The organism is Chelatococcus albus (assembly GCF_030067675.1).
Lineage (GTDB): Bacteria > Pseudomonadota > Alphaproteobacteria > Rhizobiales > Beijerinckiaceae > Chelatococcus_A > Chelatococcus_A albus.
Genome location: NZ_JASJEV010000001.1, coordinates 652,071 through 674,608 on the forward strand (window position 1 = coordinate 652,071; position 22,538 = coordinate 674,608).

A 22,538-nucleotide genomic window follows, 5' to 3' on the forward strand; every position below is an offset into this window, starting at 1 on the left:
AGGCGGCACTCGCGGCGGCTGGCGGGCCGCCGCCGCCCTGCCCATTTCGCCGAGGAGGTGTGTAGGATGACGCGAATCGTTGCGACAGCGAGGCGCCGACCGACCGTGCCGACGAGCTTCGATACCCACGAGGTGTTCAACCAGACGCCCCCCTTCGCGGACGTGAACCTCGCCGCGCTCGACGCTCCCCTCCTCGACGCGCTCGCCGCAAACGGCATCGACCCGATCTCCGGCGGGCTCCTGTCGTTCGGCGAAACATGGGGCACGGGCGAGCAGCTGGACCTCGGCCGCATCGCCAACGAGAACCCGCCCAGGCTCAGGACCTTCGATCCGCGCGGCTTTCGCGCCGATGTGGTCGAGTTCCATCCCGCCTACCACGCCCTGATGCAGGCGAGCGTGGAGGCGGGCCTCCACGCCTCCACGTGGGACGGCGAGAGCGGCGAGCATGCGGCCGGCCATGGCCGGTCGCACGTGGCGAGATCCGCCCGCCATTTCATCGTCGCCCAGGTGGAGAGCGGCCATCTGTGCCCCATCACCATGACGCACGCCTCGGTCGCGGCGCTCGCCGCCGCCCCCGAACGCCTGCGCGACTGGCTGCCGCTCGTGCGCTCGCGCCAATACGACCCGCGCTTCCTGCCCTTCTGGGAAAAGCGCGGCGTCACGCTCGGCATGGGCATGACGGAAAAGCAGGGCGGCACGGACGTCCGCGCCAATACGACGCGCGCTGAGGCGACCGGCAGCGACGAATACGAGATCACCGGCCACAAGTGGTTCATGTCGGCGCCGATGTGCGACGCCTTCCTGGTGCTGGCGCAGGCGGCGGGCGGGCTGACCTGCTTCCTGGTGCCGCGCTTCCGCCCGGACGGCAACGTCAACGCCCTCCGGTTCCAGCGGCTCAAGGACAAGCTCGGCAATCGCTCGAACGCCTCCTCGGAGGTGGAGTTCACGGGTGCCTTCGCCTGGCGCGTCGGCGAGGAGGGCAAGGGCGTGCGCACCATCATCGAGATGGTGCAGCTCACCCGGCTCGACTGCGTCTCCGGCTCCGCCGGCCTCGCGCGCATGGCGCTGGCCCTCGCCGTGCACAACGCCCGGCACCGTTCCGTCTTCCGGAGGAAGCTCGTCGACCAGCCCGCCATGCGGGCGGTGCTCGCGGATCTCGCCCTGGAGGTCGAGGCGACGACGGCGCTGACCCTGCGCCTCGCCCGCAGCTTCGACCTCGCGGGGACCGACAGGAGCGAGGCGGCGCGCGCCCGCGTGCTCACCCCGGCGGCCAAGTTCATCGTCTGCAAGGCCGCCCCAGGGCTCGTCTACGAGGCCATGGAGTGCCTCGGCGGCAACGGCTACGTGGAGGAAAGCCCCCTGCCGCGGATATTCCGCGAGGCGCCCGTCAACGCCATCTGGGAAGGCTCCGGCAATGTCATGGCGCTCGACGTGCTGCGCGCCGCGAGCCGGGAACCGGAGGCCATCGCCTCCGTCCTCGTCACCCTCGCAGAGGAGACGCGCGACCTGCCTGGCGCAACGGAGGCCGTGCAGGACGTCGAGACGGTACTTGCGAGTGGCAACGCGGAGGCGCACGCCCGCATGGCCACCGAGCGTCTCGCCCTCCTCGCCGCCACTGCGGCGCTCGCGCGCAGCGCCCCCGGGGGCATCGCCGAAGCCTATGCGCGCAGCCGCCTTCTGGCGCCGCGGCGCATGATCGGCGCAAACGCGCTCGGCAAGCTCGCCGACGGGCTGATCGGGCGGGCGCTGCCGTTCCTGTAGGGGCCCTTCACCCGGCCGTCATGCATGCCGGGCATTTGACTTGGGGCGGGCCTTGCCCCATTTGTGCCCGTCCGCGGCGAGGGTTCGGGCGCCCCTCGGCGGCGCACATGCTCGACATTTGTGGCTCTCAGACGCGCGACCCGGACGGGGGTCGCCGAAGGATCGTTGGATGAAAGTCGTTGTCGTCGAATCCCCGGCAAAGGCCAAGACGATCAACAAGTACCTCGGCAAGGACTACGAGGTCCTGGCCTCGTTCGGCCACATCCGCGATCTGCCCGCCAAGGACGGCTCCGTCGATCCCGACGCCGACTTTTCCATGGTCTGGGAGCTGGAGGGCAGCGGCGCCAAGCGCGTCTCCGAGATCGTCAAGGCGGTGAAGGGGGCCGAGAAGCTCATCCTCGCCACCGACCCGGACCGCGAGGGAGAGGCGATCTCCTGGCACGTCGTCGAGGCGCTCAACCAGAAGAAGGCGCTGAAGGGCGTGCCGATCGAGCGCGTGACCTTCAACGCCATCACCAAGGATGCCGTCAGCGAGGCCCTGCGCAATCCGCGCGAGATCGACCAGGCGCTCGTCGACGCTTACCTTGCCCGCCGCGCGCTCGACTATCTCGTCGGTTTCACCCTCTCGCCCGTTCTCTGGCGCAAGCTGCCGGGCGCCCGCTCGGCGGGCCGCGTGCAGTCGGTGGCGCTGCGGCTCATCTGCGACCGCGAGCGCGAGATCGAGACCTTCGTGCCGCGCGAATACTGGTCGCTCGTCGCCCTCCTTGCGACGCAGGAGGGCGCCACCTTCGAGGCGCGGCTCATCGGCGCCGACGGCAGGAAGATCACCCGCCTCGACATCGGCAAGGGCGAGGAGGCCGAGGCCTTCAGGAAGGCGTTGGAGACGGCCGCCTTCACCGTGGCGAATGTCGAGGCCAGGCCCGCCAGGCGCCACCCGCAGCCGCCCTTCACCACCTCCACCCTGCAGCAGGAGGCCTCGCGCAAGCTCGGCCTCGCGCCGGCGCGCACCATGCGGATCGCCCAGCGCCTCTACGAGGGGGTGGACATCGGCGGCGAGACGATCGGCCTCATCACCTACATGCGTACCGACGGCGTCGACATGGCGCCCGAGGCCGTGGCGGCTGCGCGCCGCGTCATCGGCCGTGAGTTCGGGGACCGCTATGTGCCGGACGCCCCCCGCAAATACACGACGAAGGCGAAGAACGCGCAGGAGGCGCACGAGGCCATCCGCCCGACGGATCTCGGCCGCCTGCCGCGCGAGGTGGCGCGCCACCTCGACGCCGACCAGGCACGGCTCTACGAGCTCATCTGGACGCGCACCATCGCGAGCCAGATGGAATCGGCCGAGTTCGAGCGCACGACCGTCGACATCACCGCCCGGGCCGGCACCCGTACGCTCGACCTGCGTGCCACCGGCCAGGTCGTCGTCTTCGACGGCTTCCTGAAGCTCTACCAGGAGGGCCGGGACGACGAGGAGGACGAGGACGGCGGCCACCTGCCGGCGATGAAGGCGGGCGAGGGGCTGACGAAGCGCGAGATCCGGGCGACGCAGCATTTCACCGAGCCGCCGCCGCGCTTCACCGAGGCGAGCCTCGTCAAGCGCATGGAGGAGCTCGGCATCGGCCGGCCCTCGACCTATGACACCGTGCCCGCCGTGCTGAAGGACCGGGACTACGTCACGCTCGACAAGAAGCGTCTCGTGCCTCAGGACAAGGGCCGCATCGTCACCGCCTTCCTCGAGAGCTTCTTCCGCCGCTACGTCGAATACGACTTCACCGCCGATCTCGAGGAGAAGCTCGACCGGGTCTCGAACCACGAGATCGACTGGAAGGCGGTGCTGCGCGACTTCTGGCGCGACTTCATCGCCGCCGTCGAGGAGACGAAGGGCCTGCGCATGAGCGAGGTCCTCGACGCCCTCAACGAGGAGCTCGGGCCGCACATATTCCCGGCCAGGGCCGACGGGGCCGATCCGCGCACCTGCCCGAGCTGCAGCACGGGTCAGCTCTCCCTCAAGCTCGGCAAGTTCGGCGCCTTCGTCGGCTGCTCGAACTATCCCGAATGCCGCTACACGCGCCAGCTCGCAACGCCCGGCAACGGCGAGGGCGAGGCCGCCGGCGAGAACGGCGGCAACGGCACGCGCGTCCTCGGCACCGATCCAGAGACGGGCCTCGACGTCACGCTGCGTGACGGCCGCTTCGGCCCCTACGTGCAGCTTGGCGACGGCGACAAGCCGAAGCGCCAGACCCTGCCGAAGGGCCTCGCCCCGGGTCACGTCGATCTCGAGAAGGCGCTGAAGCTCCTGTCCCTGCCGCGGCAGGTTGCCGTCCATCCCGAGACGGGCAAGCCGATCCTTGCCGGCATCGGTCGCTTCGGCCCCTACGTGCAGCACGAGAAGACCTACGCCAATATCGGCCGCGACGACGATGTGCTCGACATCGGGGCGAACCGGGCGATCGACCTCATCGTCGCCAAGGAACAGGGTGGCGGGCGCCGCGGCGGCGCTGATGCCGGTCGCGTTCTGGGCGAGGATCCCGAAAGCGGCAAGCCGATCGCCGTGAAGGCGGGCCGCTACGGCCCCTACGTTACGGACGGCACAACCCACGCCACCTTGCCGAAGAGCATGGAGGCGGAGGCCGTGACCTTCGAGGAGGCACTGGCGCTCGTGCGGGCCAAGCGCGCCTCCGGCGTGGCCAGGAAGGGCGCGCGCAAGCCGGCGCCGAAGAAGGCGGAAGCGGCCGAGACGAAGCCGGCCGCCAAGAAGGCATCGGCCGGCAGGGGGGCTGCGGCGAAGACGCCCGCCAAGAAGGCAACGACCAGGAAGACGACGACCAGGAAGACGGCCGGGGGCGCGTAGCCCCCCGTCATCCGCCCTCCCCTCACCGGCAGGCGAAGGCGTCCGTCGCGCTCACGAGGTGCTGCAGGATGCCAGGCTCGTTGTAGGCATGGCCGGCATCGGGCACGAGATGGAAGGCGGCCTCCGGCCAGGCCTTGTGCAGGTCCCAGGCCGTCTTCGCCGGCGTCGCCACGTCGTAGCGCCCCTGCACGATGACGCCCGGGATGCCGCGCAGCCTGTGGGCGTCGCGGATGAGCTGCCCCTCCTCCATGAAGCCTTCATGGATGAAATAGTGGTTCTCGATGCTGGCGAAGGCGAGCGCGTAGTGGTCCTCGCCGTATTGGGCCTTGAGCCCGACATCCGGCAGGAGCGTGATCGTCTGGCCCTCCCAGAGGGTCCAGGCGCGTGCCGCAGCCATGCGCACTGCCGGGTCGGGATCGGTCAGACGGCGCGCATAGGCGCCCATCAGGTCGCCGCGCTCCTCCGGCGGGATCGGTGCCAGGAAATCCTCCCACAGGTCGGGGAAGAGCCAGGACGCGCCCTCCTGGTAGTACCAGCGGAGCTCGGCGCGTCTCAGCGTGAAGATGCCGCGCAGCACGAGTTCGCTGACGCGCCCGGGATGTGTCTCGGCATAGGCAAGCGCCAGCGCCGAGCCCCAGGAGCCGCCGAAGACGAGCCATTTCTCCGCGCCGGCGAGCGCACGCAGCCGCTCGATATCGGCGACGAGATGCCAGGTCGTATTCGCGTCGATATGCGCATGCGGCTGCGAGCGGCCGCAGCCGCGCTGATCGAAGAGGAGCACGTTGTAGCGCTCCGGGTCGAACAGGCGGCGATGGTCGGGCGAGGCGCCCGCACCCGGGCCGCCATGCAGGAAGACGGCGGGCTTGCCCTTGGGATTGCCGCACAGCTCCCAATAGACGCGATGGCCGTCCCCGGCATCGAGGAAGCCGCGCTCGTAGGGCTCGATCGGCGGATAGAGGCCGCGCTGGCCGCCTGGGCCGGGCAGCGGAAGGGACGTGTCCATGGCGCTCCTCGCCTTCGTCCGGCGGGAGCCGAGGCCCGGCCGCCAACCGCGCGAGCCGCGCGTGCAAGCCTCGTCCCGGCAGGACGACGCGGAGCACGCTACCATGCGCCGGCCGCCGCGGCGATGACGATCCCCCCCCTCGCGAGCACGCCTAATCATTGGCGTTTCGCCGCCCCTCGTGCGAGAACAGCATGAGTTTCGCACCCGGATTCGAAAACGTTGTCCAGATCCCCGAAGGCCGGTGGCCGGTGGCCGACGGCCAAGGCCGCAGCGCCGAAGGCGGCCGAGCGGGCCGCGAGCGGCGGCAAGCCACGCAAGACGAAGCGCGACGAGACCAATCTCCCGTCGAAGGAGGAGCTCGTCTCCTTCATCGCCGAGGCCAAGGGCAAGGTCGGCAAGCGTGAGATCGCGCGCGCCTTCGGCATCGGCGGCGGCCAGCGCATCTGGCTCAAGCGCATGCTGAAGGACCTGGAGGAAGAGGGCGTCGTCGACCGGCGTCGGAAGGGCCTGCACCGGCCCGGCACCCTGCCCCCGGTCGTGCTCGCGGACGTGACGGGCCGCGACGCGGACGGCGAACTCATCGCCGAGCCGACGGAATGGGACACGGAGGAGCACGGCGAGGCGCCGAAGATCCTCGTGACGACTCCGCGCAAGGCACGGCCCGGCCAGCCCGTGCCCGGCGTCGGCGACCGCGCCCTGCTGCGTGTCGAACCGAGCGACGAGGAGCGCGGGCCCGCCTATATCGGCCGCGTCATCCGCGTCATCGCCAAGGCGAAGGCACAGGTGCTCGGCGTCTTCCGGGCGCTGCCCGAGGGCGGCGGGCGCCTCGTGCCGGTGGACAAGAAGAACCTCGGCCGCGAGCTGATCATCCCGCCGGGCGACGAGGGTGAGGCCAGGGACGGCGACCTCGTGGCCGTCTCGGTGGCGCGCGAAGGCCGCTTCGGCCGGCCGAAGGCGAAGGTGCGCGAGCGGCTGGGCTCGCTCAAGTCCGAGCGGGCGGTCAGCCTCGTCGCCATCCACACCCACGGCATCCCTTACGTCTTCTCTTCCGCCGCCCTGCGCGAGGCGGAGGAGGCGCCGCCCGCCGTACTCGCCGGACGCGAGGACTGGCGCGCCCTGCCCCTCGTCACCATCGACCCGGCGGATGCGAAGGACCATGACGACGCCGTCCACGCAGCAGCCGACGACGATCCGGCGAACGAAGGCGGCTTCGTGCTCACCGTCGCCATCGCCGACGTCGCGGCCTATGTGCGGCCGGGCTCCGCCCTCGACCGCGAGGCGCTGGAGCGCGGCAATTCGGTCTACTTCCCCGACCGCGTCGTGCCGATGCTGCCGGAGCGCATCTCGAACGACCTGTGCTCGCTCAGGCCGAACGAGGACCGCCCCGCGCTCGCGGTGCGCATCGTCATCGGCGCCGACGGGCGCAAGAAGCACCATTCGTTCCATCGGGTGCTGATGCGCTCGGCGGCGAAGCTCGCCTATCCGCAGGCGCAGGCGGCCATCGACGGCCGGCCGGACGAGATCACCGGCCCGCTTCTCGAACCGGTGCTGAGGCCCCTGTGGGCGGCCTATGCGGCGCTCGCCCGCGCGCGCGACGCGCGCGGGCCGCTGGCGCTCGACCTGCCGGAGCGGAAGCTCCTCCTCAAGGAGGACGGCACGCTCGACCGCGTGATCGTGCCAGAGCGGCTCGAGGCGCATCGGCTGATCGAGGAGTTCATGATCCTCGCCAATGTCTGCGCCGCGGAGACGCTGGAGAAGGCGCGCAGCCCCCTCATCTACCGCGTGCACGACGAGCCTTCGCTCGAGAAGATGCGCAGCCTCGGCGAGGTGCTCGCCTCCATCGGCCTCAAGCTGCCGAAGGCCGGCGCCCTGCGGCCTACCCTCTTCAACCGCATCCTCGCCGCCGTCGGCGGCTCGCCGCATCAGACCTTCGTCAACGAGGTGGTGCTGCGCACGCAGGCCCAGGCCGAATACGCGCACGAGAACTACGGGCACTTCGGCCTCAACCTGCGGCGCTACGCCCATTTCACCTCGCCGATCCGGCGTTATGCCGATCTCATCGTGCACCGGGCCCTGGTGCGCGCCTGCAAGCTCGGCACGGACGGCTTGCCGGCGAACATGTCGCTCGAGGAGCTTGCGGAGATCGCCGCGCGCATCTCCGCCGCCGAGCGGCGCGCCATGGCGGCCGAGCGTGAGACCGTCGACCGTCTCGTGGCGCATTTCCTTGCGGACCAGATCGGCGCGACCTTCACGGGCCAGATCTCCGGCACGACGCGGGCGGGCCTCTTCATCAAGCTCGACGACACCGGGGCTGACGGCTTTGTGCCGGCCGCCACGATCGGCGACGACTTCTTCCGCTACGACGAGGGGCGGCATGCGCTCGTCGGCAGCCGCAGCGGAGAGACCTACCGGCTGGGCGACAAGGTGACCGTGCGCCTCGTCGAGGCCGCGCCCGTCGCCGGGGCGCTGCGCTTCGAGCTCCTGTCGCAGGGGCGACGCGGTGTGCCATTGCGCGGCCGGGACAGGAATGCCAAACCCGCCCGCGAGGCACGCAGCCGCGGCGGCGGCGAGCGTGCGCCCGGCGGCAAGCGGGGCGCCGCGCGTGGAACTTCGCGGAGCACATCATGGGACCCACTGGACGACTGAGCGTGACGGCAGGCGCGGGCACCGAGGCGCCGCGCGACTGGTGGACCGCGGTCAGGCGCGGCCTCGCCTGCCGCTGCCCCGCCTGCGGCCGGGGCCGCGTCTTCGGTCGCTTCCTCAAGGTGGAGCCGCAATGCGCCGCCTGCGGCGAGGAACTGCACCATCACCGCGCCGACGACCTGCCGCCCTACCTCGTCATCACCATCGTCGGCCACATCGTCGCAGGCGGCATCCTGGCCGTCGAGACGGCCGTGGAACTCCCCATCTGGCAGCACATGGTCGTCTGGCCGCTTCTGACGCTCGCCCTGTGTTTCGGCCTGATGCAGCCGGTCAAGGGCGCCGTTGTCGCCCATCAGTGGGCATTCAGGATGCATGGCTTCGGCGGCGCGGACGACGAGGAAGCGACATTGCGCCCCCGCACGCTGCAGGAGGTGGCGCGATGAGCGCAACGGGCGATCAGCGGACCGCGGCCGAGCGGCTGAGCGAGGCGCCGCGCGAGCGGCGCTGGCCGAACCAGCGGCCGAAGGACGCCGCCACTTTGGTGGTCATCGACCGCCGTGGCGCCGAGCCCAGGGTGCTCATGGGCCGCCGCCACGACGGCCACAAGTTCATGCCGGGGAAATTCGTCTTCCCCGGCGGACGCATCGAGGCCGGCGACAGGCAGATGGTGGTCGCAGGCTCCCTCCATCCGGCCTGCGAGGCACGGCTCATGAGCCGCGTCGTCCGGCCCAGCCTGTCGCGCGCGCGTGCCCTTGCGCTCGCGGCCATCCGTGAAACCTTCGAGGAGACCGGCCTGCTCCTCGGCTCGCGCGACTACGGCGCGCCGGAATTCGTGCCCGAAGGCCCCTGGGCGACATTCCGCCGGGAGGGCGTGTTCCCCGAACTCGACATGCTCCAGTTCGTCGCGCGTGCCATCACGCCGCCGCGTCGGCCCAAGCGCTTCGACACGCGATTCTTCGCGATCGACGCCGAAGCCATTGCCGGCGAGGTGGCGGGCGTCATCGGCCCCGAGGCCGAGCTCGTCGAGCTCAAATGGGTGAGCCTGCCGGAGGCTCGCGGGCTCGACCTGCCCGCCATCACCCACGTCATCCTCGAGGAGCTGGAGGCGCGCATCGCCAAGGGCTTCCTGCCCGAGCTGCCGGTGCCCTTCTACTATGAGAAGAACGGCCGCTTCGTGCGCGAGGAGCTGTGACGCGGCTTGACTTCGCCGGCGAGATGCTGCATCTCCCGCCCACGAACGGCCGGGCTTCCCGGCCCTTTTGCATTCTTCCGCGCGACGGGCTGACGACGCCCGGGCCGACGAGGTTCCACGATGGCCAAGGCTACCACGATCAAGATCAAGCTCGTCTCGACCGCCGACACGGGCTATTTCTACGTGACGAAGAAGAACTCGCGCACGATGACCGAGAAGCTCGCGCTCAAGAAGTACGACCCGGTCGCCAAGAAGCACGTCGAGTTCAAGGAAGCCAAGATCAAGTGACGGCTTCCGCCGCTTGAACGGCGAAAGGCGCCGCAAGGCGCCTTTTTCAGTTTCAGCGACGGTATCAGTGAGGCAAGGCCGCGAATGGTGGCCGGCTGGGAGCAGCCTCGAGGAGGCCACGTTGGCCGCTCCCAAGCCGGCCGAACCCCACGGGACCCAGGAGATGCGGCGGACCTGAGCATTCCGTAGGGTGGTTCCGAGGGGGGGCCGGCGCTGGCCGGACCCGCCCTTTCCCCAAAATTATCGCCCTTTGCCGCAAATGCAATCGCATCAGCGGCGGCACGGACGTTAGCACCTCGTAAAGGTTAAGGACTAGACGAGTCGCACGCAGTGCGGCAGGGCTGCGCGGGCTTGTGAAGCAGGCCGTTCAGGCCGCGAGCGCCACGACGCGATTGCGCCCCTCCTCCTTCGCCCGGTAGAGGGCGAGGTCCGCACGCTTCAGGAGATCGACGGGCCCGGCATCGGCACCTTGCAGGCTGGCGACGCCGATCGAAACCGTGACGGGAACGGTGCGTGTGCCGCTGTGGACGGCGAAGGGCTGCGACTCGATGCGCTCGCGAATGCGTTCGGCAATGGCGCGCGCGCCGTCCAGCGACGCGTCCGGCACGACGACGACGAGCTCCTCCCCTCCGAATCGGGCGACGACGTCGATGCCACGGGTATGCAGGCGGACGCGCGTCGCGAATTCGCGCAAGACCTCGTCGCCTGCGTCGTGGCCGTAGGTGTCGTTGATCCGCTTGAAGCGATCGAGGTCGAGCACGAGCAGCGACAGGGGCCGTGCCCTGCGGGCCGCGTCGGCGAAGAGCGAGGCGAGGTGGGCGTCGAGATAGCGCCGGTTGTGCAGCCCTGTGAGCGGATCGGTGATGGCGAGCGCCATGGAGGCCTCGACACTGTCGCGCAACCGGTCCGCAAAGCGTTTGCGCCGCACCTGCGAGCGCACGCGCGCCACGAGTTCGTTCCGATCCACCGGCCGCATCAGATAGTCGTGCACGCCGATGTCGAGGCCGCGCAGGATGCGGCCCTTGTCGTCGGCCTCGGCGAGCATGAGCACGGCGGCATTGCGGGTGCGGTCGAGGGAGCGCAGCTGGCTGCACAGGCGCAGGCCGTCGAAGCCGGCAAGGTTGAGGCTGACGAGGATGACGTCGTAGTTCTCCTCCGGAGCCCGCTGCAACGCCTGCCCGGGGTCGGGCTCGACATCGACGCGGTGGTAGGGCGCGAGCGCCGCCGCGAGCCGGTCGGCCGTGATCGCGCGGTCCTCCACCAGCAGGATGCGCGCGTTCTGCCCCGTCTCGGCGGTCGCCAGCGCCAGGGGATCGCCGAAGCCGTAATCGCGCGAGGCCATGGCGCGCATGCGCAGCTCGTCGGTGATGGATTTCAGCCGCACGAGGCTGCGCACACGGCTGATGAGCGCCACGTCGTCGACAGGCTTCGTCAGGAAATCGTCGGCCCCGGCGTCGAGTCCGCGCAGACGATCGCGCGGCTGGTCCAGCGCCGTGACCATGACGACGGGGATATGCGCCGTCATCGGCTCGGTCTTGAGCCGCCGGCACACCTCGAACCCGTCCATGCCCGGCATCATGACGTCGAGGAGAACGATGTCGCACGCGTTGCGGGCACAGATGTCGAGGGCCTCGGGGCCACTCTCGGCCGTCAGCACATCGAAATATTCTGCCGACAACCGCGTTTCGAGCAGCTTGACGTTCGTGCGGGTGTCGTCGACGACGAGTACTCGCGCGGTCATGGGCTGAAGACCCGCTGTCAGGCCGCTTCCAGATAGTTGCGGACGGTTTCCAGGAACTTGGAGACGGAAATGGGCTTGGAGAGATAGGCCTCGCAACCTCCCTCGCGGATGCGCTCCTCGTCCCCCTTCATGGCGAAGGCCGTGACGGCGATGACGGGAATGGCCTTGAGATCCTCATCCTCCTTGATCCACTTGGTGACCTCGAGCCCCGACACCTCGGGAAGCTGGATGTCCATGAGGATGAGGTCGGGATGATTCGCCCGGGCGAGCTCGATGGCCTCGATGCCGTTGCCGGTCTTCAGCGTCCTGTAGCCGTGCGCTTCGAGAAGGTCGCTGAACAGCTTCATGTTCAGCTCGTTGTCCTCGACGATCAGAACAGTCTTGGCCATTGACGTGCTCCCCGGCCGTTCGCCGCGTGCCGCCGCGGCGAACCGGCTTCACGTCCCCTCGGCTTCGGTGGATCATTGGTAGCAACGACCCGTTGACGAAAGGCAAATCCAATCTTCGACATGCACACCCACCGCAATCTCGACAAGGCCGTGGCCGAAGAGGTCGCCGTCGCGGCACTCGCCTTTCTCGCCGCCGATACCGAGCGTCTGGGCGGCTTTCTCGCCGCAACGGGGCTCGGCCCGGAGACCATTCGCCGAGCCGCCCGCGAGCCGGGCTTCCTCGGAGCGGTCCTCGACTACCTGGCAGCCGACGAATCGCTGCTGCTGATGTTCGCCGCGAATCGTGGCCTCGATCCGGCCCTGGTCGCGCGGGCTCATGCGCTGCTCGGAAGCGGCCATCCCGCAGGCTGAAGATGTCATGACCGAAGGGCCGCATCGTTTCCTGTGCCGCGACTGCCTCACGGACCATGTCCGCGAGCATGGGGCGCTCGATCGTTGCCCGGCCTGCGGCAGCCCGCGCCTCATCAGCCACCCGGAGCGCGACAGCCTCTCCATCGCCCATGTCGACTGCGACGCCTTCTACGCCTCGATCGAGAAGCGGGACGATCCGTCGCTCGCCGACAAGCCGGTCATTGTCGGCGGCGGCAGGCGCGGCGTCGTCTCGACCGCCTGCTACGTCGCCCGCACCTACGGCGTGAGATCGGCCATGCCGATGTTCAAGGCGCTCAAGGCCTGCCCGGACGCGGTCGTCATTCGCCCGAACATGGAGAAGTACGTCCGCGTCGGCCGAGAGGTCCGCCGGATGATGCTGGAGCTGACGCCTCTCGTCGAACCGCTGTCGATCGACGAAGCCTTCCTCGACCTCTCCGGCACCGAGCGCCTGCACCACGCGAGCCCGGCAGCCACGCTCGCGGCATTTGCCCGGCGCGTGGAGACGGAAATCGGCATCACGGTCTCGATCGGTCTCGCGCCCAACAAGTTCCTCGCCAAGATCGCCTCGGATCTCGACAAGCCCCGCGGCTTCTCCATCATCGGGCGCCGGGAGGCGGCCGATTTTCTCGCCGACAAGCCCGTCTCCCTCATCCACGGCGTCGGCAAGGTGGCCGAGGAGCGCCTGGCGAAGGCCGGCTTCCGGCGCATTCGCGATCTCAGGGACGCCTGGCCGGAGCGCCTCACCGCCTTGCTCGGCCGCGAGGGCCCGCGCCTGCATCGCCTCGCCCACGGCATCGACGACCGCATGGTCGACCCTGAACGCGAGACGAAGAGCATTTCGGCCGAAACGACCTTCGAGCACGACATCGCCGATCCCGCGGTCCTCGTCCCGATCCTCTGGCGCCTGTCGGAGAAGCTGTCCGCCCGCCTGAAGCACGCGGGGCTCGCCGGGCGCACCGTGACGCTCAAGCTGAAGACGGCCGATTTCAGGCTGCGCACGCGTTCGCGCACCCTGCCGGCGACGCAGCTCGCGTCCCGCCTCTTCGAAGCCGGGCGCGATCTCCTGCAGGCGGAATGCGACGGCACCGCCTTCCGCCTCCTCGGCATCGGCGCGACCGAGATCTGCGCCGCTGAGGAAGCGGACCTCGGTGATCTCGCCGATCAGGACGTGCGCCGCGCCAGGGACATGGAGCGCGCCGTCGATACCCTGCGCGAACGCTTCGGTGCGGCTGCCGTGGTCAAGGGCATCGTCTTCAAGAACCGCGAGCCGGACTGAGCGGCTGCGCATCGGCATGGCCGCAGGTTCCCCGGGGCCGTCGATCAGGCGCCACCGGCATGCTGCCCGTAATGGTACAGTAATGTTGCCGATCGAGCGTCGCCCGCTCCTGGGGCGACGGGGCGAGGCGCTGCGTCGCCGCACGCCAACTGGTGCAGACATGCCATCGGTCCCCCAATCGTCCGCCGCGGCCGCCGCGCCGCGGGAGTGTTCCGCCGCGCCGTCACGCCGCTCCCGCTCCCTCCTGCTCGCAGAGCGCAGGCTGGAGCGGTCGCCCGGCTTCCTCGCCGCCGCAGGGCTCGTCTGGGCGCACGCTCGCGCGGTGTTCGCCTCGCAGGGCTGGCGACATGCCCGCTTCTTCCTGTTGCGATCGCTCTTCGCCCCGCGGACGGTCGCCGCCTGGCTCAGGTTTCTCGACACCTTCGCACGTGCCGAGGGACTAGGCCCACCCCCATCGGACCTGCCACCGAAACCGTTGCGCAACTACGCACGCCACGGGCTGCGCCCGGCCGCGCGCGTCGCCCTCCTGTGCGCCCACCACCGCATCGCGGCCGAGGTGCTGCCCGGGTTGGTGATGGCGTCCCTCTGGAGGGGCCAAGACGTGGAGCTCGGCGCGCTTGCCGGCAAGCGCGGGTGCTACCGCCTGGTCCTCACGCGGGCCCTGTTCACCCGCCAGGAAGGCGAGCTGACGATCTCACTGCAGGATGCAGTGGACGATCTCCTCCTCGCCAAGATCACCTTCGTCATGGCGCCTCTGCCGAACGGGCAGGCTTGCCTCGTGATCGGGGGACTGCAGGGGGCGCCACCCGGCGCGCACAAGCACCGGATCGTACAGGCGACGCGTGATCTCTCGGGACTCCGGCCCAAGGCCGCGGTTCTCCTCGCCGTTCAGGCGTTCGCCGCCGCGGCGGAACTCACCGAAATCCATGCGGTCTCGAACGCCCGGCACATCATCGCCGGCAAGAGCCGCGGCTACCGTGCCGCCAAGATGCACGCCGACTACGACGCCTTCTGGCTGGAGCGCGGGGGTACGGCCTGCCCGTTCTTCGGCTTCAGGCTTCCGGTCCTCGATCCAGTGCTCCTGTCGGCAGGCCGGACGGATGCGACCCCTTCCCTCTCCGCGAAGGACAGGCAGCGCCACAGCATTGTCGCCGCCGTCGCCCGCGCCCTGTCCGCGCCGGCGCTTGCGGGCCCGCGGGGCTGACGCCGGCGGCGGCGGGCCGGGAGGAGGCGGCGCGCGGGGCGGCCCCGCCGCCAGGCCGGAGCGGCCGTGCCGGCATTCGTCAGCGCTTGCAGGAGGAAGCGGGCAGCACGTCGAGCTGCTTCATCTCGCCCTTGAGGGTGAAGTCACCGTAATCGAGCGTCAGATCCCGGCTGATGCCATTGTCAAACAGCTCGAAGGACATGACGTAGAGCGGCGTGCGCTCGCCCTCGCCGGGCGTGAAGTAGCTGATCTTCACGGGCCAGCGCGCCAGCTTGTCGAGGTCGGACTTGCGCGCCACCTGCTCGAGAAGGTCGGTCTTGCCCTCGATCCTTCGGCCGATGACGGCGAGCGTGTCGAAGACCTTCCTGCCGTCGTCCGAGCCATCGTAGACACGCGCCGTCAAGAGGGTCTCGCCTGCCCGCGCCGCCTCGATCAGCTTGCGCATATGCGCCGTCGGAAACAGGACGTCGGAGGCGACCGACAGGCGGTCGCGCTTGGGCTTGGCGAGGCGCACGCCGACGGTGCCGTCGCTCCGGCGGTCCGCCTCGCCGTCGATCTGCTTGGTCGCCCCGGTGCCGAAGCGCGATTCGGACTTGAACTTGTAGGAGCTTCCAGACCCGTCCTCGAAACTCGTCGTGCGCAGGTCCGATACCCGTTCGCCAATCTCCCCGCTCTGCAACACGGTGACCTGCCGGAAGCTCAGCGCATAACCCTCGCAGGCGTCGCCGGTGAAGTCGAAGGCAATGCGGCCCTTGGCCGAATCGACGCCGCGCGAGCCGGAGCTCGACAGCAGCGTCAGATCGTAGACGGCCCGGTGCGGAGCAAGCTTCACCGGCGTGGCGGCCGCCGCCGCGCCAGCGGCGAGGGAAGCGGCGAACAGAGCAAATCCACCGGCGATCGTTGTCTTCACGTGCGCATCTCCCTGCCCCCCGGGGCGCAAGATAGAAAGAAAGTCCCCTGCGCCGCAACGCCGCCGCGGCGCCCCACCCTTGCGTGGCGCGGATCGATGGGCGACAACCTCGCCTGACTCATCGAGAGGAGATGATGATGAACGCCATCGAGGCGAAGCTCGTCGAGCTCGGCATCGCCCTGCCCCCTGCCGCCGCTCCCGTCGCCAACTACGTCCCTGCGGTCATCACCGGCAATCTCCTCGTCATTTCCGGCCAATTGTGCCTCGGGCCCGACGGCAAGCTCTCCGACGGGCACAAGGGCAAGCTCGGCGCCGAGGTATCGGGGGAAGACGGCAAGGAGGCAGCCAAGCTCTGCGCCATCAACGTCCTGGCGCAGGCGAAGGCCGCCCTCGGGGACCTTGGCCGCATCAAGCGCTGCGTCCGCCTCGGCGGCTTCATCAACGCCGTGCCGACCTTCGCGGCGCTCGCGCCCGTCATGAACGGCGCCTCCGATCTCATGGTCGCCGTCCTCGGCGATGCCGGCCGGCACGCGCGCTCGACCATCGGCGTTGCGGAGCTGCCGCTGGACGCGGCCGTCGAGGTCGAAGCCATGTTCGAAATCGTCTGAGGACGACATCGACATGGCCGTGCCGAACTGGCTGACCGCGCGCCCCGTGGCGCATCGCGGGCTGCACGACCTCGCCGACGGGGTCCTCGAGAACACGCCCACGGCCGCCCGCGCGGCCGCCGAGGCGGGCTTTCCCATCGAATGCGACGTGCAGCTCACCGCCGACGGCGAGGCGGTCGTCTTCCACGACTTCACGCTCGACCGGCTGACGGCAGCGGCGGGCCGGCTCGACGAGCGCACCGCTGCCGAACTGGCGACCGTGCCGTTCAAGGCCACGACGGACCGCATCCCGACGCTCGACGCCTACCTCGACCTCATCGGCGGGCGCGTGCCGCTGATCATCGAGATCAAGAGCCGTTTCGACGGTGACCTGCGTCTGACGCGCCGGGTCGCGGAGATCGTCAACCGCCGCCCCGAGCCCGTGGCGCTCATGTCCTTCGACCCGGCCATCGTCGAGGCATTGATCGACCTCGCCCCGGGCAAGGTGCGCGGCGTCGTCGCCGAAGCGCACTATGTCGAGGGCGAGTGGACGAAGCTCGACGGCGACGCGAAGCGCTCCCTCGGACATCTGCTGCATGTCGGTCGCTCCAGGCCCGATTTCCTCGCCTGGCACGTCAAGGACCTGCCGCACGCGGTGCCGAACATGGCACGGCATTTCGGCATGCCGGTCCTCACCTGGACGGTGCGCACGCCGGATGACCGGGCGCGGGCCGCGGAATTCGCCGACCAGATGATCTTCGAGGGCTTCCGCCCCTGAGCGCGGAAGGGGCGGAGCCTTCACCTTCGCCCCTCGCATGCCTACCTTGACGCGCGGGAGCCAACCCGATCCCGCGCGAGGCCGCATGCCCAGATCGACCCCCCTCACCGAGGCCGAGGGCGACTTCGTCGTCCGCGTGGCAACGTCGCTCGCCGCCGTCCCTGCCCGGGCGTGGGACGCCTGCGCCGTCGGGACATCGGAATCGCTTATGCAGGATGCGGCGACAAGCGGTTCGCACGGTTCGCGAAATGGCATCGCCGCGCCATCTGCACCGGCGTCGCCGCGAGACCGGCAAGCAATTGAATCAATATCTGAAGAAGCGGATTCGGATCATCAGCAGGACGCCGACAACCCCTTCGTCCGCCACGCCTTTCTCAATGCGCTGGAGCAGTCCGGCTCCGCCGTGCGGCGAGCCGGCTGGCAGCCGGCGCATGTGCTGGTGGAGGATCGCGCGGGCGGCCTCGTCGCCGCCGCGCCCTGCTACGTGAAGTCCCATTCGCAGGGCGAATATGTCTTCGATCACGGTTGGGCGGACGCCTACGAGCGAGCCGGCGGGCGGTACTATCCGAAGCTGCAGGTGAGCGTGCCGTTCACGCCGGCCACCGGCCCGCGCCTGCTCGTGAGGCCGGGACCGCGCTCGGATGAGGCGCGCGACACCCTGATCGCGGGACTGCGCGCCCTGCGCGCCGGAATGGGTGCCTCCTCGATCCACCTGACCTTCCTGCCGCGCCGGGATTGGCTGGATCTCGGCGAGCGCGGCTTCCTGCAGCGCACCGACCGGCAGTTCCATTGGACGAACGACGGCTATGCATCCTTCGACGACTTCCTTGCCGCCCTCGCCTCGCGCAAGCGCAAGGTCCTCCGCCGCGAGCGGCGCGAGGCGCTCGCCCCGGGCATCGACATCGAATGGCTCACGGGGCGCGACATCACCGAGGCGCATTGGGATGCCTTCTTCGCCTTCTACCAGCACACCGGATCGCGCAAATGGGGCCGCCCCTACCTGACGCGCGCCTTCTTCTCGCTGGTCGGCGAGACGATGGGCGAGCGCATCCTGCTCGTCATGGGCAGGCGCGGCGGACGCTACATCGCCGGCGCGCTCAACTTCATCGGTGCCGATACGCTCTATGGCCGGCATTGGGGCGCCATCGAGGATCACCCCTTCCTGCATTTCGAGGTCTGCTACTATCAGGCGATCGACTTCGCCGTCGCCCGCGGCCTTGCCCGCGTCGAGGCGGGCGCGCAGGGCGAGCACAAGCTCCTGCGCGGCTACAGACCCGTGCTCACCTATTCGGCGCACGACATCGCGGATCCCGCGCTGCGCCGCGCCATTGCCGACTATCTCACGCGCGAGCGCCACTATGTCGCCGAGGAGGCGAGGGCGCTCGACGCCCTCGCCCCCTTCCGTCACACGCCGGCTCGCGACGCCTGAAGCGGGTCTTTGCCGCCGAAAGGCTTTACGGTGCAGTAAGGCGGCCGCGTGCATGCTCGCCCGCGGGGCCGTTCGGGCGGCTCCCCTCCCGCTGCGAATGAGCCCTGTTGCGATGCTGCGCTCGCCGACCATCGGCCAAAGGTTGGCCTGTGTCTTCCTGATCTTCCTCGGGCCGGTCCTCCTCCTGCTGCACGACCTGGCGGAGACTCACCAGCGCGACATACGCAAGATGGAGCTGGAGCGCGCGGGCCTGCATGCCGCGGGCGCACTCATCGAGGCTGAGGCCGGCGCGCATATCCGGAGCCGGCCGGCACCGGACAGGCAACATGCGCTCGCCGACGCGCTCGCGTCGCTCGAGCGCACGGTCGCAGGGCTCGGCACGACAGAGACCCGCTCGGCTGCGGGCGAACGCCTGCGCAAGACGCTTGCCGAACTGCGCGGGAAGCCGGCGTCCGATGCGGCCGCGCCTGCCCTCCCCGCCGCCACTTTCAAGGAACTCGTCGACGACACGGCGGCGGCCTCGGGGCTCGCGCTCGACCCCGGCGTCGCAAGCCGCAACACGCTCGACCTTCTCCTGTCGCGCATCCCGAAGCTCATCAGGAAGATCCCGTCCCTCGCAGAGGCGGCGAGCAGGGCCACGCCGGAGGAGGCCGCCGCACTGAAGCGCCGGCTCCGCACGCTCGGCAGGCATCGCGGAAAGCTCGCCGCCACCGCGGATCTGGCGCAGGAGTTCGACGAGGACAGCGATGGCGGCTTCGCCCCGGCGATCGAGGCAGCGAGCCGGAACGTCGACAGGGCGACGGGCCGTTTCGAGGAAGCGGTCGGCGCCGTTCTAGCCGCGCGGGCGCTCGATGCCCGCGAACTGTGGAACAGCCACGACGCCCTGCTCGGGGAACTCGCCAGCCTGGCCGGAACCGCCCGGATGGAGCTCGGCCGCCAACTCGACGAGCGGATCAGCGCACTCATCGCCGCGCGCAATCGGCGCGTCGCTTTTGCCGGAAGCCTGTTTGCCGCCGCCCTCGTCCTGGCGGGCCTTGCGCTTCGACGCACGGTCACTCAGCCCCTTGGGGCGCTCACCTCCGTCGTGGCGGATTTCGCCGAGGGCCGCCTCGACGCCGGCGTGCCCGGCACCGAGCGGCGAGACGAGCTCGGCGCGATGGCTCGCGCGATGCTCGTACTGCGCGACAACACCCTGCGTCGCCAGGAGCTCGAGGCGGAAATCGGCCGCGAGAGCGATGAGCGTCGCCGGCGGGCCGAGCTCGACGCGCTGCTCGTGGATTTCCGCGCCTCCATCACCACGCTGCTCGAGGCGGTAGGTCAGGCAACGGGCGCCATGGACGCCGCCGCGCGCTCCATGCAGGACGCGGCCGCGGAGACGACCATGCGCACGTCCTCGGCGACCACCTCGGCGGAAGCGACCGCCCAATGCCTCGTGGAGGTGCGCGATGCCGCCGGGAATCTGGCCCGTACCATCACCGAAATCGCCACCCATGCGGAACAGTCGGTCGGGGTCGCATCCGCCGCGCTCGCCGAGGCGCAGGCGGCAGAGGATGCGACCCGCATGCTGCTCCAGTTCGCCGACAGGATCGGCAATGTCGTCGAGCTCATCGGCTCGATCGCCGAACGCACGAATCTGCTTGCACTGAACGCCACCATCGAGGCCGCCCGTGCCGGCGAGGCGGGCCGCGGCTTCGCCGTCGTCGCCGGCGAGGTCAAGGCTCTCGCCGGCCAGACCCAGCGCGCGACGCACGAGGTGCAGGAGGAAATCGCCACGATCCAGGCGGCGGTACAGACACTGGCATCGCGGATCGAAGGGATCGTCGACACCATCTCGACGATCCACGGCAGCGCGAACCACATCGAGGAGCGCGTCCGGGACCAGAGACGGGCGACCGGCGGCATCGCCACTGCCGTATCCGACGCGGCCCGCAGCGCCGATGCCGTGCGTGGCACCATGACCGAAATGAAGGCCGCGACCGATGTCGCCCACGAGGTCAGCTCTTCCGTGCTGATGGCCTCGCGCGAGCTGACCAACGAGGCCGCCCTGCTGAAGCAGGAGATCGCAGCCTATTTCGCCAAGATCGGAGACCTGGCGCTCTCCCGTCACGCATAGGGCCGCGTCCTCCGGCAGCCGCCTCCGAAGGGAAGACGGCGACGATAAATCTATTCAATATCAATATATTGCGAACATTTCCCGATTCAGGAATTTCGGAATGCGCCTGGACGGTGTGAGCTGGGGCGCGTCGCCCCCGGCCGCAGCGACCCGGCGCTGAAAGGTCGGCGACGCGCGGCAAGCGGAGCGGTGGTACCGGACCGGCCGCCCGCCGCGACGACGGGGCTCGGAGCCGGCGGCGCTTGACGCCCCTTCCGCCCCTTGCCACACCTCACATCTCGATTTGCGAGCGGGAGCGATGATGAGCGCCTACGATCCGAACAACATCTTCGCCAAGATCCTGCGGGGCGAGATCCCGAGCCACAAGATCTACGAGGACGCGCGCACCCTCGCCTTCCTCGACATCATGCCCCGCTCGCCGGGCCATACGCTCGTGGTACCCAAGGTCGAGGCAACCAATCTGCTCGACATCGCTCTCGACGATCTCACCTATCTCATGAGCGTCGTGCGCAAGCTCGCGCCGGAGATCGTGGCGACGCTCGGGGCCGAGGGCTTCATGCTGCAGCAGTTCAACGGTGCGGGCGCCGGGCAGACGGTCTTCCATCTGCACATGCACATCGTGCCGCGCTGGGCTTCCCTGCCGCTCAAGCCGCACGCCGGACAGATGGAGGACCCGCAGGTGCTCGCCGAAACGGCCGAGAAGCTGCGCGCCGCGCTCGCGGCAAAGGGCATGGGCAACGGCTGACCCTGCAGCCGCCGGCCGCCGGGAAGCGCCCGAGGACAGGCGCCCCCCCGCCACGGCGCAGACCCTTTCAGGACGCGCCGTAGGCCCAGGCCGCCGCAACGAGCAGGACTTCCCCCGCGAAGATGCCGGCGAACACCGAGCGCCGGCCGAGCCAGAAGGCGGCGAGCCCGCCGGCGAGCGCGGCACAGCGCAGGGCAAGGGGCACGGCTGCGAGCGCGCCGGAGGGGGAGAAGACGAGCCGCGCCACCACCCCGGCGAGCAGGGCCGTCGCCACCGCCCGCACCCAGACGAGTATCTGCGACCCCTCGTGCAGACCGCGCGAGAGGAAGACGGCGAGCCAGCGCCAGATCTCGCTCGGCAGGAAGCCGACGAGGATGAGCAGGGCATAGGGCCACAGGTCCCCCTGCAGGGCCGACAGATCGAACGTCATGCGCTGCCCCGCCGACTGCGCAGGTGCCCGGCGAGATAGGCCGCCGTCCCGCCGACGAGGCCGGTCGCCATCAGATCGAAACCGCCCGCGATCCAGCGCGCGGCGACAGGCGCCACGAGCAACCCGAAGCCGAAGGCGAGCCAATCGGCGGGCAGACGTGCGCCGGCGATGATGGAAACCGAGAAATAGAGTGGCGACAGGAAGAGGAGCCCCGCCACCAGCGGCAGCGGCAGCGCGCCGGCAAGAACATAGCCCACGCCCGTCATGACCGCGCTCACCGCCAGGCAGGCATTGGCGAAACCGAGGAAATAGGGCAGGCGCGCATGCGCCGGCAGCCGCGGCAGGCGTCGCTGGCTCTCCATCCACACCGTCACGGCGACGTAGTGGGCGAGGAAGAACTGCTGGCCGAGCCCCTGGCCGGATCGGCGCAGGAGCGGCAGGAGCGACACCGTCATGGGCAGGAGGCGTGTCGAAGACAGGCTGACCGCGAGCGCGAGCGCCGGAAGTGTGGCCCCGGCCGCGAGGCCACCGTAGAAGATGACCTGCCCCGGCCCGGCCCACACGAGGATGGTGGACAGGACCGCCGCCGCCAGGGGATGGCCGACATCGTGCGCAAGGCTCCCGACGCCGACGAGGCTGAAGCCAACGACCCAGGCGGGGTAGCCGAGGGCGTGCCGTACGCCGCGCCCGAACTCGGCAAGCGGGGAGTGTGAGGCGGACGCTTCCGTCACCTCGGCCGTCGTCTCGTCGCTGGAGATCATGG

At 69.9% G+C, this 22,538-nt stretch carries 20 protein-coding genes; 14 read left to right on the forward strand and 6 right to left on the reverse strand.

The annotated features are described in order from the left end of the window. Positions 1-66 precede the first annotated feature (66 nt). Together QNA08_RS02935 and topA are read left to right on the forward strand one after the other, a co-directional pair. Positions 67-1,761 (forward strand): isovaleryl-CoA dehydrogenase, encoded by a 1,695-nt coding sequence (locus tag QNA08_RS02935; RefSeq protein ID WP_283739163.1) that lies wholly within the window; start codon positions 67-69, stop codon positions 1,759-1,761. 169 nt (positions 1,762-1,930) lie between these two features. Continuing rightward, a complete protein-coding gene (topA, locus tag QNA08_RS02940; RefSeq protein ID WP_283739164.1) occupies positions 1,931-4,615 on the forward strand; it encodes a type I DNA topoisomerase in 2,685 nt (894 codons plus the stop codon). A 22-nt stretch (positions 4,616-4,637) separates the two neighbouring features. On the opposite strand, the gene pip is transcribed toward topA, so the two are convergent. Next, complete coding sequence (gene pip / locus QNA08_RS02945) at positions 4,638-5,618, reverse strand: prolyl aminopeptidase (protein WP_283739165.1); 981 nt, start codon at positions 5,616-5,618, stop codon at positions 4,638-4,640. 369 nt (positions 5,619-5,987) lie between these two features. Here pip and rnr point away from each other — a divergent pair, with 369 nt between their 5' ends. The 4 genes from rnr to rpmG all read left to right on the forward strand — a co-directional run bounded on the left by rnr (position 5,988) and on the right by rpmG (position 9,741). Beyond that, positions 5,988-8,264 carry a ribonuclease R gene (gene rnr / locus QNA08_RS02950; RefSeq protein ID WP_283739319.1) on the forward strand — a complete coding sequence of 759 codons (2,277 nt, stop codon included), beginning with the start codon at positions 5,988-5,990 and terminating at the stop codon, positions 8,262-8,264. Beyond that, a complete protein-coding gene (locus tag QNA08_RS02955; protein ID WP_283739166.1) occupies positions 8,243-8,704 on the forward strand; it encodes a DUF983 domain-containing protein in 462 nt (153 codons plus the stop codon). The genes rnr and QNA08_RS02955 overlap by 22 nt, the downstream gene beginning before the upstream one ends. Next, the gene (locus QNA08_RS02960; RefSeq protein WP_283739167.1) at positions 8,701-9,453 is read left to right on the forward strand and encodes an NUDIX hydrolase; all 753 of its coding nucleotides are present in this window, start codon (positions 8,701-8,703) and stop codon (positions 9,451-9,453) included. The genes QNA08_RS02955 and QNA08_RS02960 overlap by 4 nt, the downstream gene beginning before the upstream one ends. A 120-nt stretch (positions 9,454-9,573) precedes the next feature. Beyond that, entirely contained in the window at positions 9,574-9,741 is a 168-nt protein-coding gene (rpmG, locus tag QNA08_RS02965) for a 50S ribosomal protein L33 (protein ID WP_283739168.1), read from the forward strand. Positions 9,742-10,108: 367 nt separating this feature from the next. Here the strand turns inward: rpmG and QNA08_RS02970 are convergent, their stop codons facing one another. Further along, positions 10,109-11,482, reverse strand: a complete 1,374-nt coding sequence (locus tag QNA08_RS02970) for a PleD family two-component system response regulator (protein WP_283739169.1) — start codon at positions 11,480-11,482, stop codon at positions 10,109-10,111. A 17-nt stretch (positions 11,483-11,499) separates the two neighbouring features. Next, complete coding sequence (locus QNA08_RS02975) at positions 11,500-11,871, reverse strand: response regulator (RefSeq protein ID WP_283739170.1); 372 nt, start codon at positions 11,869-11,871, stop codon at positions 11,500-11,502. 120 nt (positions 11,872-11,991) lie between these two features. On the opposite strand from QNA08_RS02975, the gene QNA08_RS02980 reads away from it, so the two are divergent. From QNA08_RS02980 to QNA08_RS02990, 3 genes are all read left to right on the forward strand, one after another. Then, entirely contained in the window at positions 11,992-12,282 is a 291-nt protein-coding gene (locus QNA08_RS02980; RefSeq protein ID WP_283739171.1) for a DUF3572 domain-containing protein, read from the forward strand. Between the two features lie 7 nt (positions 12,283-12,289). Beyond that, positions 12,290-13,579: a DNA polymerase IV gene (locus QNA08_RS02985; RefSeq protein WP_283739172.1), complete on the forward strand. Its 1,290-nt coding sequence runs from the start codon at positions 12,290-12,292 to the stop codon at positions 13,577-13,579. Positions 13,580-13,739: 160 nt separating this feature from the next. After that, the gene (locus QNA08_RS02990; protein ID WP_283739173.1) at positions 13,740-14,783 is read left to right on the forward strand and encodes a DUF535 family protein; all 1,044 of its coding nucleotides are present in this window, start codon (positions 13,740-13,742) and stop codon (positions 14,781-14,783) included. A 79-nt stretch (positions 14,784-14,862) separates the two neighbouring features. On the opposite strand, the gene QNA08_RS02995 is transcribed toward QNA08_RS02990, so the two are convergent. Further along, positions 14,863-15,693 carry a cell envelope integrity EipB family protein gene (locus QNA08_RS02995; protein ID WP_283739174.1) on the reverse strand — a complete coding sequence of 277 codons (831 nt, stop codon included), beginning with the start codon at positions 15,691-15,693 and terminating at the stop codon, positions 14,863-14,865. Between the two features lie 137 nt (positions 15,694-15,830). On the opposite strand from QNA08_RS02995, the gene QNA08_RS03000 reads away from it, so the two are divergent. The 5 genes from QNA08_RS03000 (at position 15,831) to QNA08_RS03020 (ending at position 21,345) form a co-directional block, all read left to right on the forward strand. Beyond that, positions 15,831-16,301 (forward strand): RidA family protein, encoded by a 471-nt coding sequence (locus tag QNA08_RS03000; protein WP_283739320.1) that lies wholly within the window; start codon positions 15,831-15,833, stop codon positions 16,299-16,301. Positions 16,302-16,314: 13 nt separating this feature from the next. Beyond that, complete coding sequence (locus QNA08_RS03005) at positions 16,315-17,058, forward strand: glycerophosphodiester phosphodiesterase family protein (RefSeq protein ID WP_283739175.1); 744 nt, start codon at positions 16,315-16,317, stop codon at positions 17,056-17,058. 85 nt (positions 17,059-17,143) lie between these two features. Beyond that, the gene (locus QNA08_RS03010; RefSeq protein WP_283739176.1) at positions 17,144-18,487 is read left to right on the forward strand and encodes a GNAT family N-acetyltransferase; all 1,344 of its coding nucleotides are present in this window, start codon (positions 17,144-17,146) and stop codon (positions 18,485-18,487) included. Between the two features lie 112 nt (positions 18,488-18,599). Continuing rightward, entirely contained in the window at positions 18,600-20,600 is a 2,001-nt protein-coding gene (locus QNA08_RS03015) for a methyl-accepting chemotaxis protein (RefSeq protein ID WP_283739177.1), read from the forward strand. Positions 20,601-20,901: 301 nt separating this feature from the next. After that, positions 20,902-21,345, forward strand: a complete 444-nt coding sequence (locus tag QNA08_RS03020) for an HIT family protein (RefSeq protein WP_422679849.1) — start codon at positions 20,902-20,904, stop codon at positions 21,343-21,345. 67 nt (positions 21,346-21,412) lie between these two features. On the opposite strand, the gene QNA08_RS03025 is transcribed toward QNA08_RS03020, so the two are convergent. Both QNA08_RS03025 and QNA08_RS03030 read right to left on the reverse strand, forming a co-directional pair. Beyond that, entirely contained in the window at positions 21,413-21,775 is a 363-nt protein-coding gene (locus QNA08_RS03025) for an AzlD domain-containing protein (protein WP_283739179.1), read from the reverse strand. Beyond that, positions 21,772-22,536: an AzlC family ABC transporter permease gene (locus QNA08_RS03030; protein WP_283739180.1), complete on the reverse strand. Its 765-nt coding sequence runs from the start codon at positions 22,534-22,536 to the stop codon at positions 21,772-21,774. The genes QNA08_RS03025 and QNA08_RS03030 overlap by 4 nt, the downstream gene beginning before the upstream one ends. Positions 22,537-22,538: the final 2 nt, after the last annotated feature.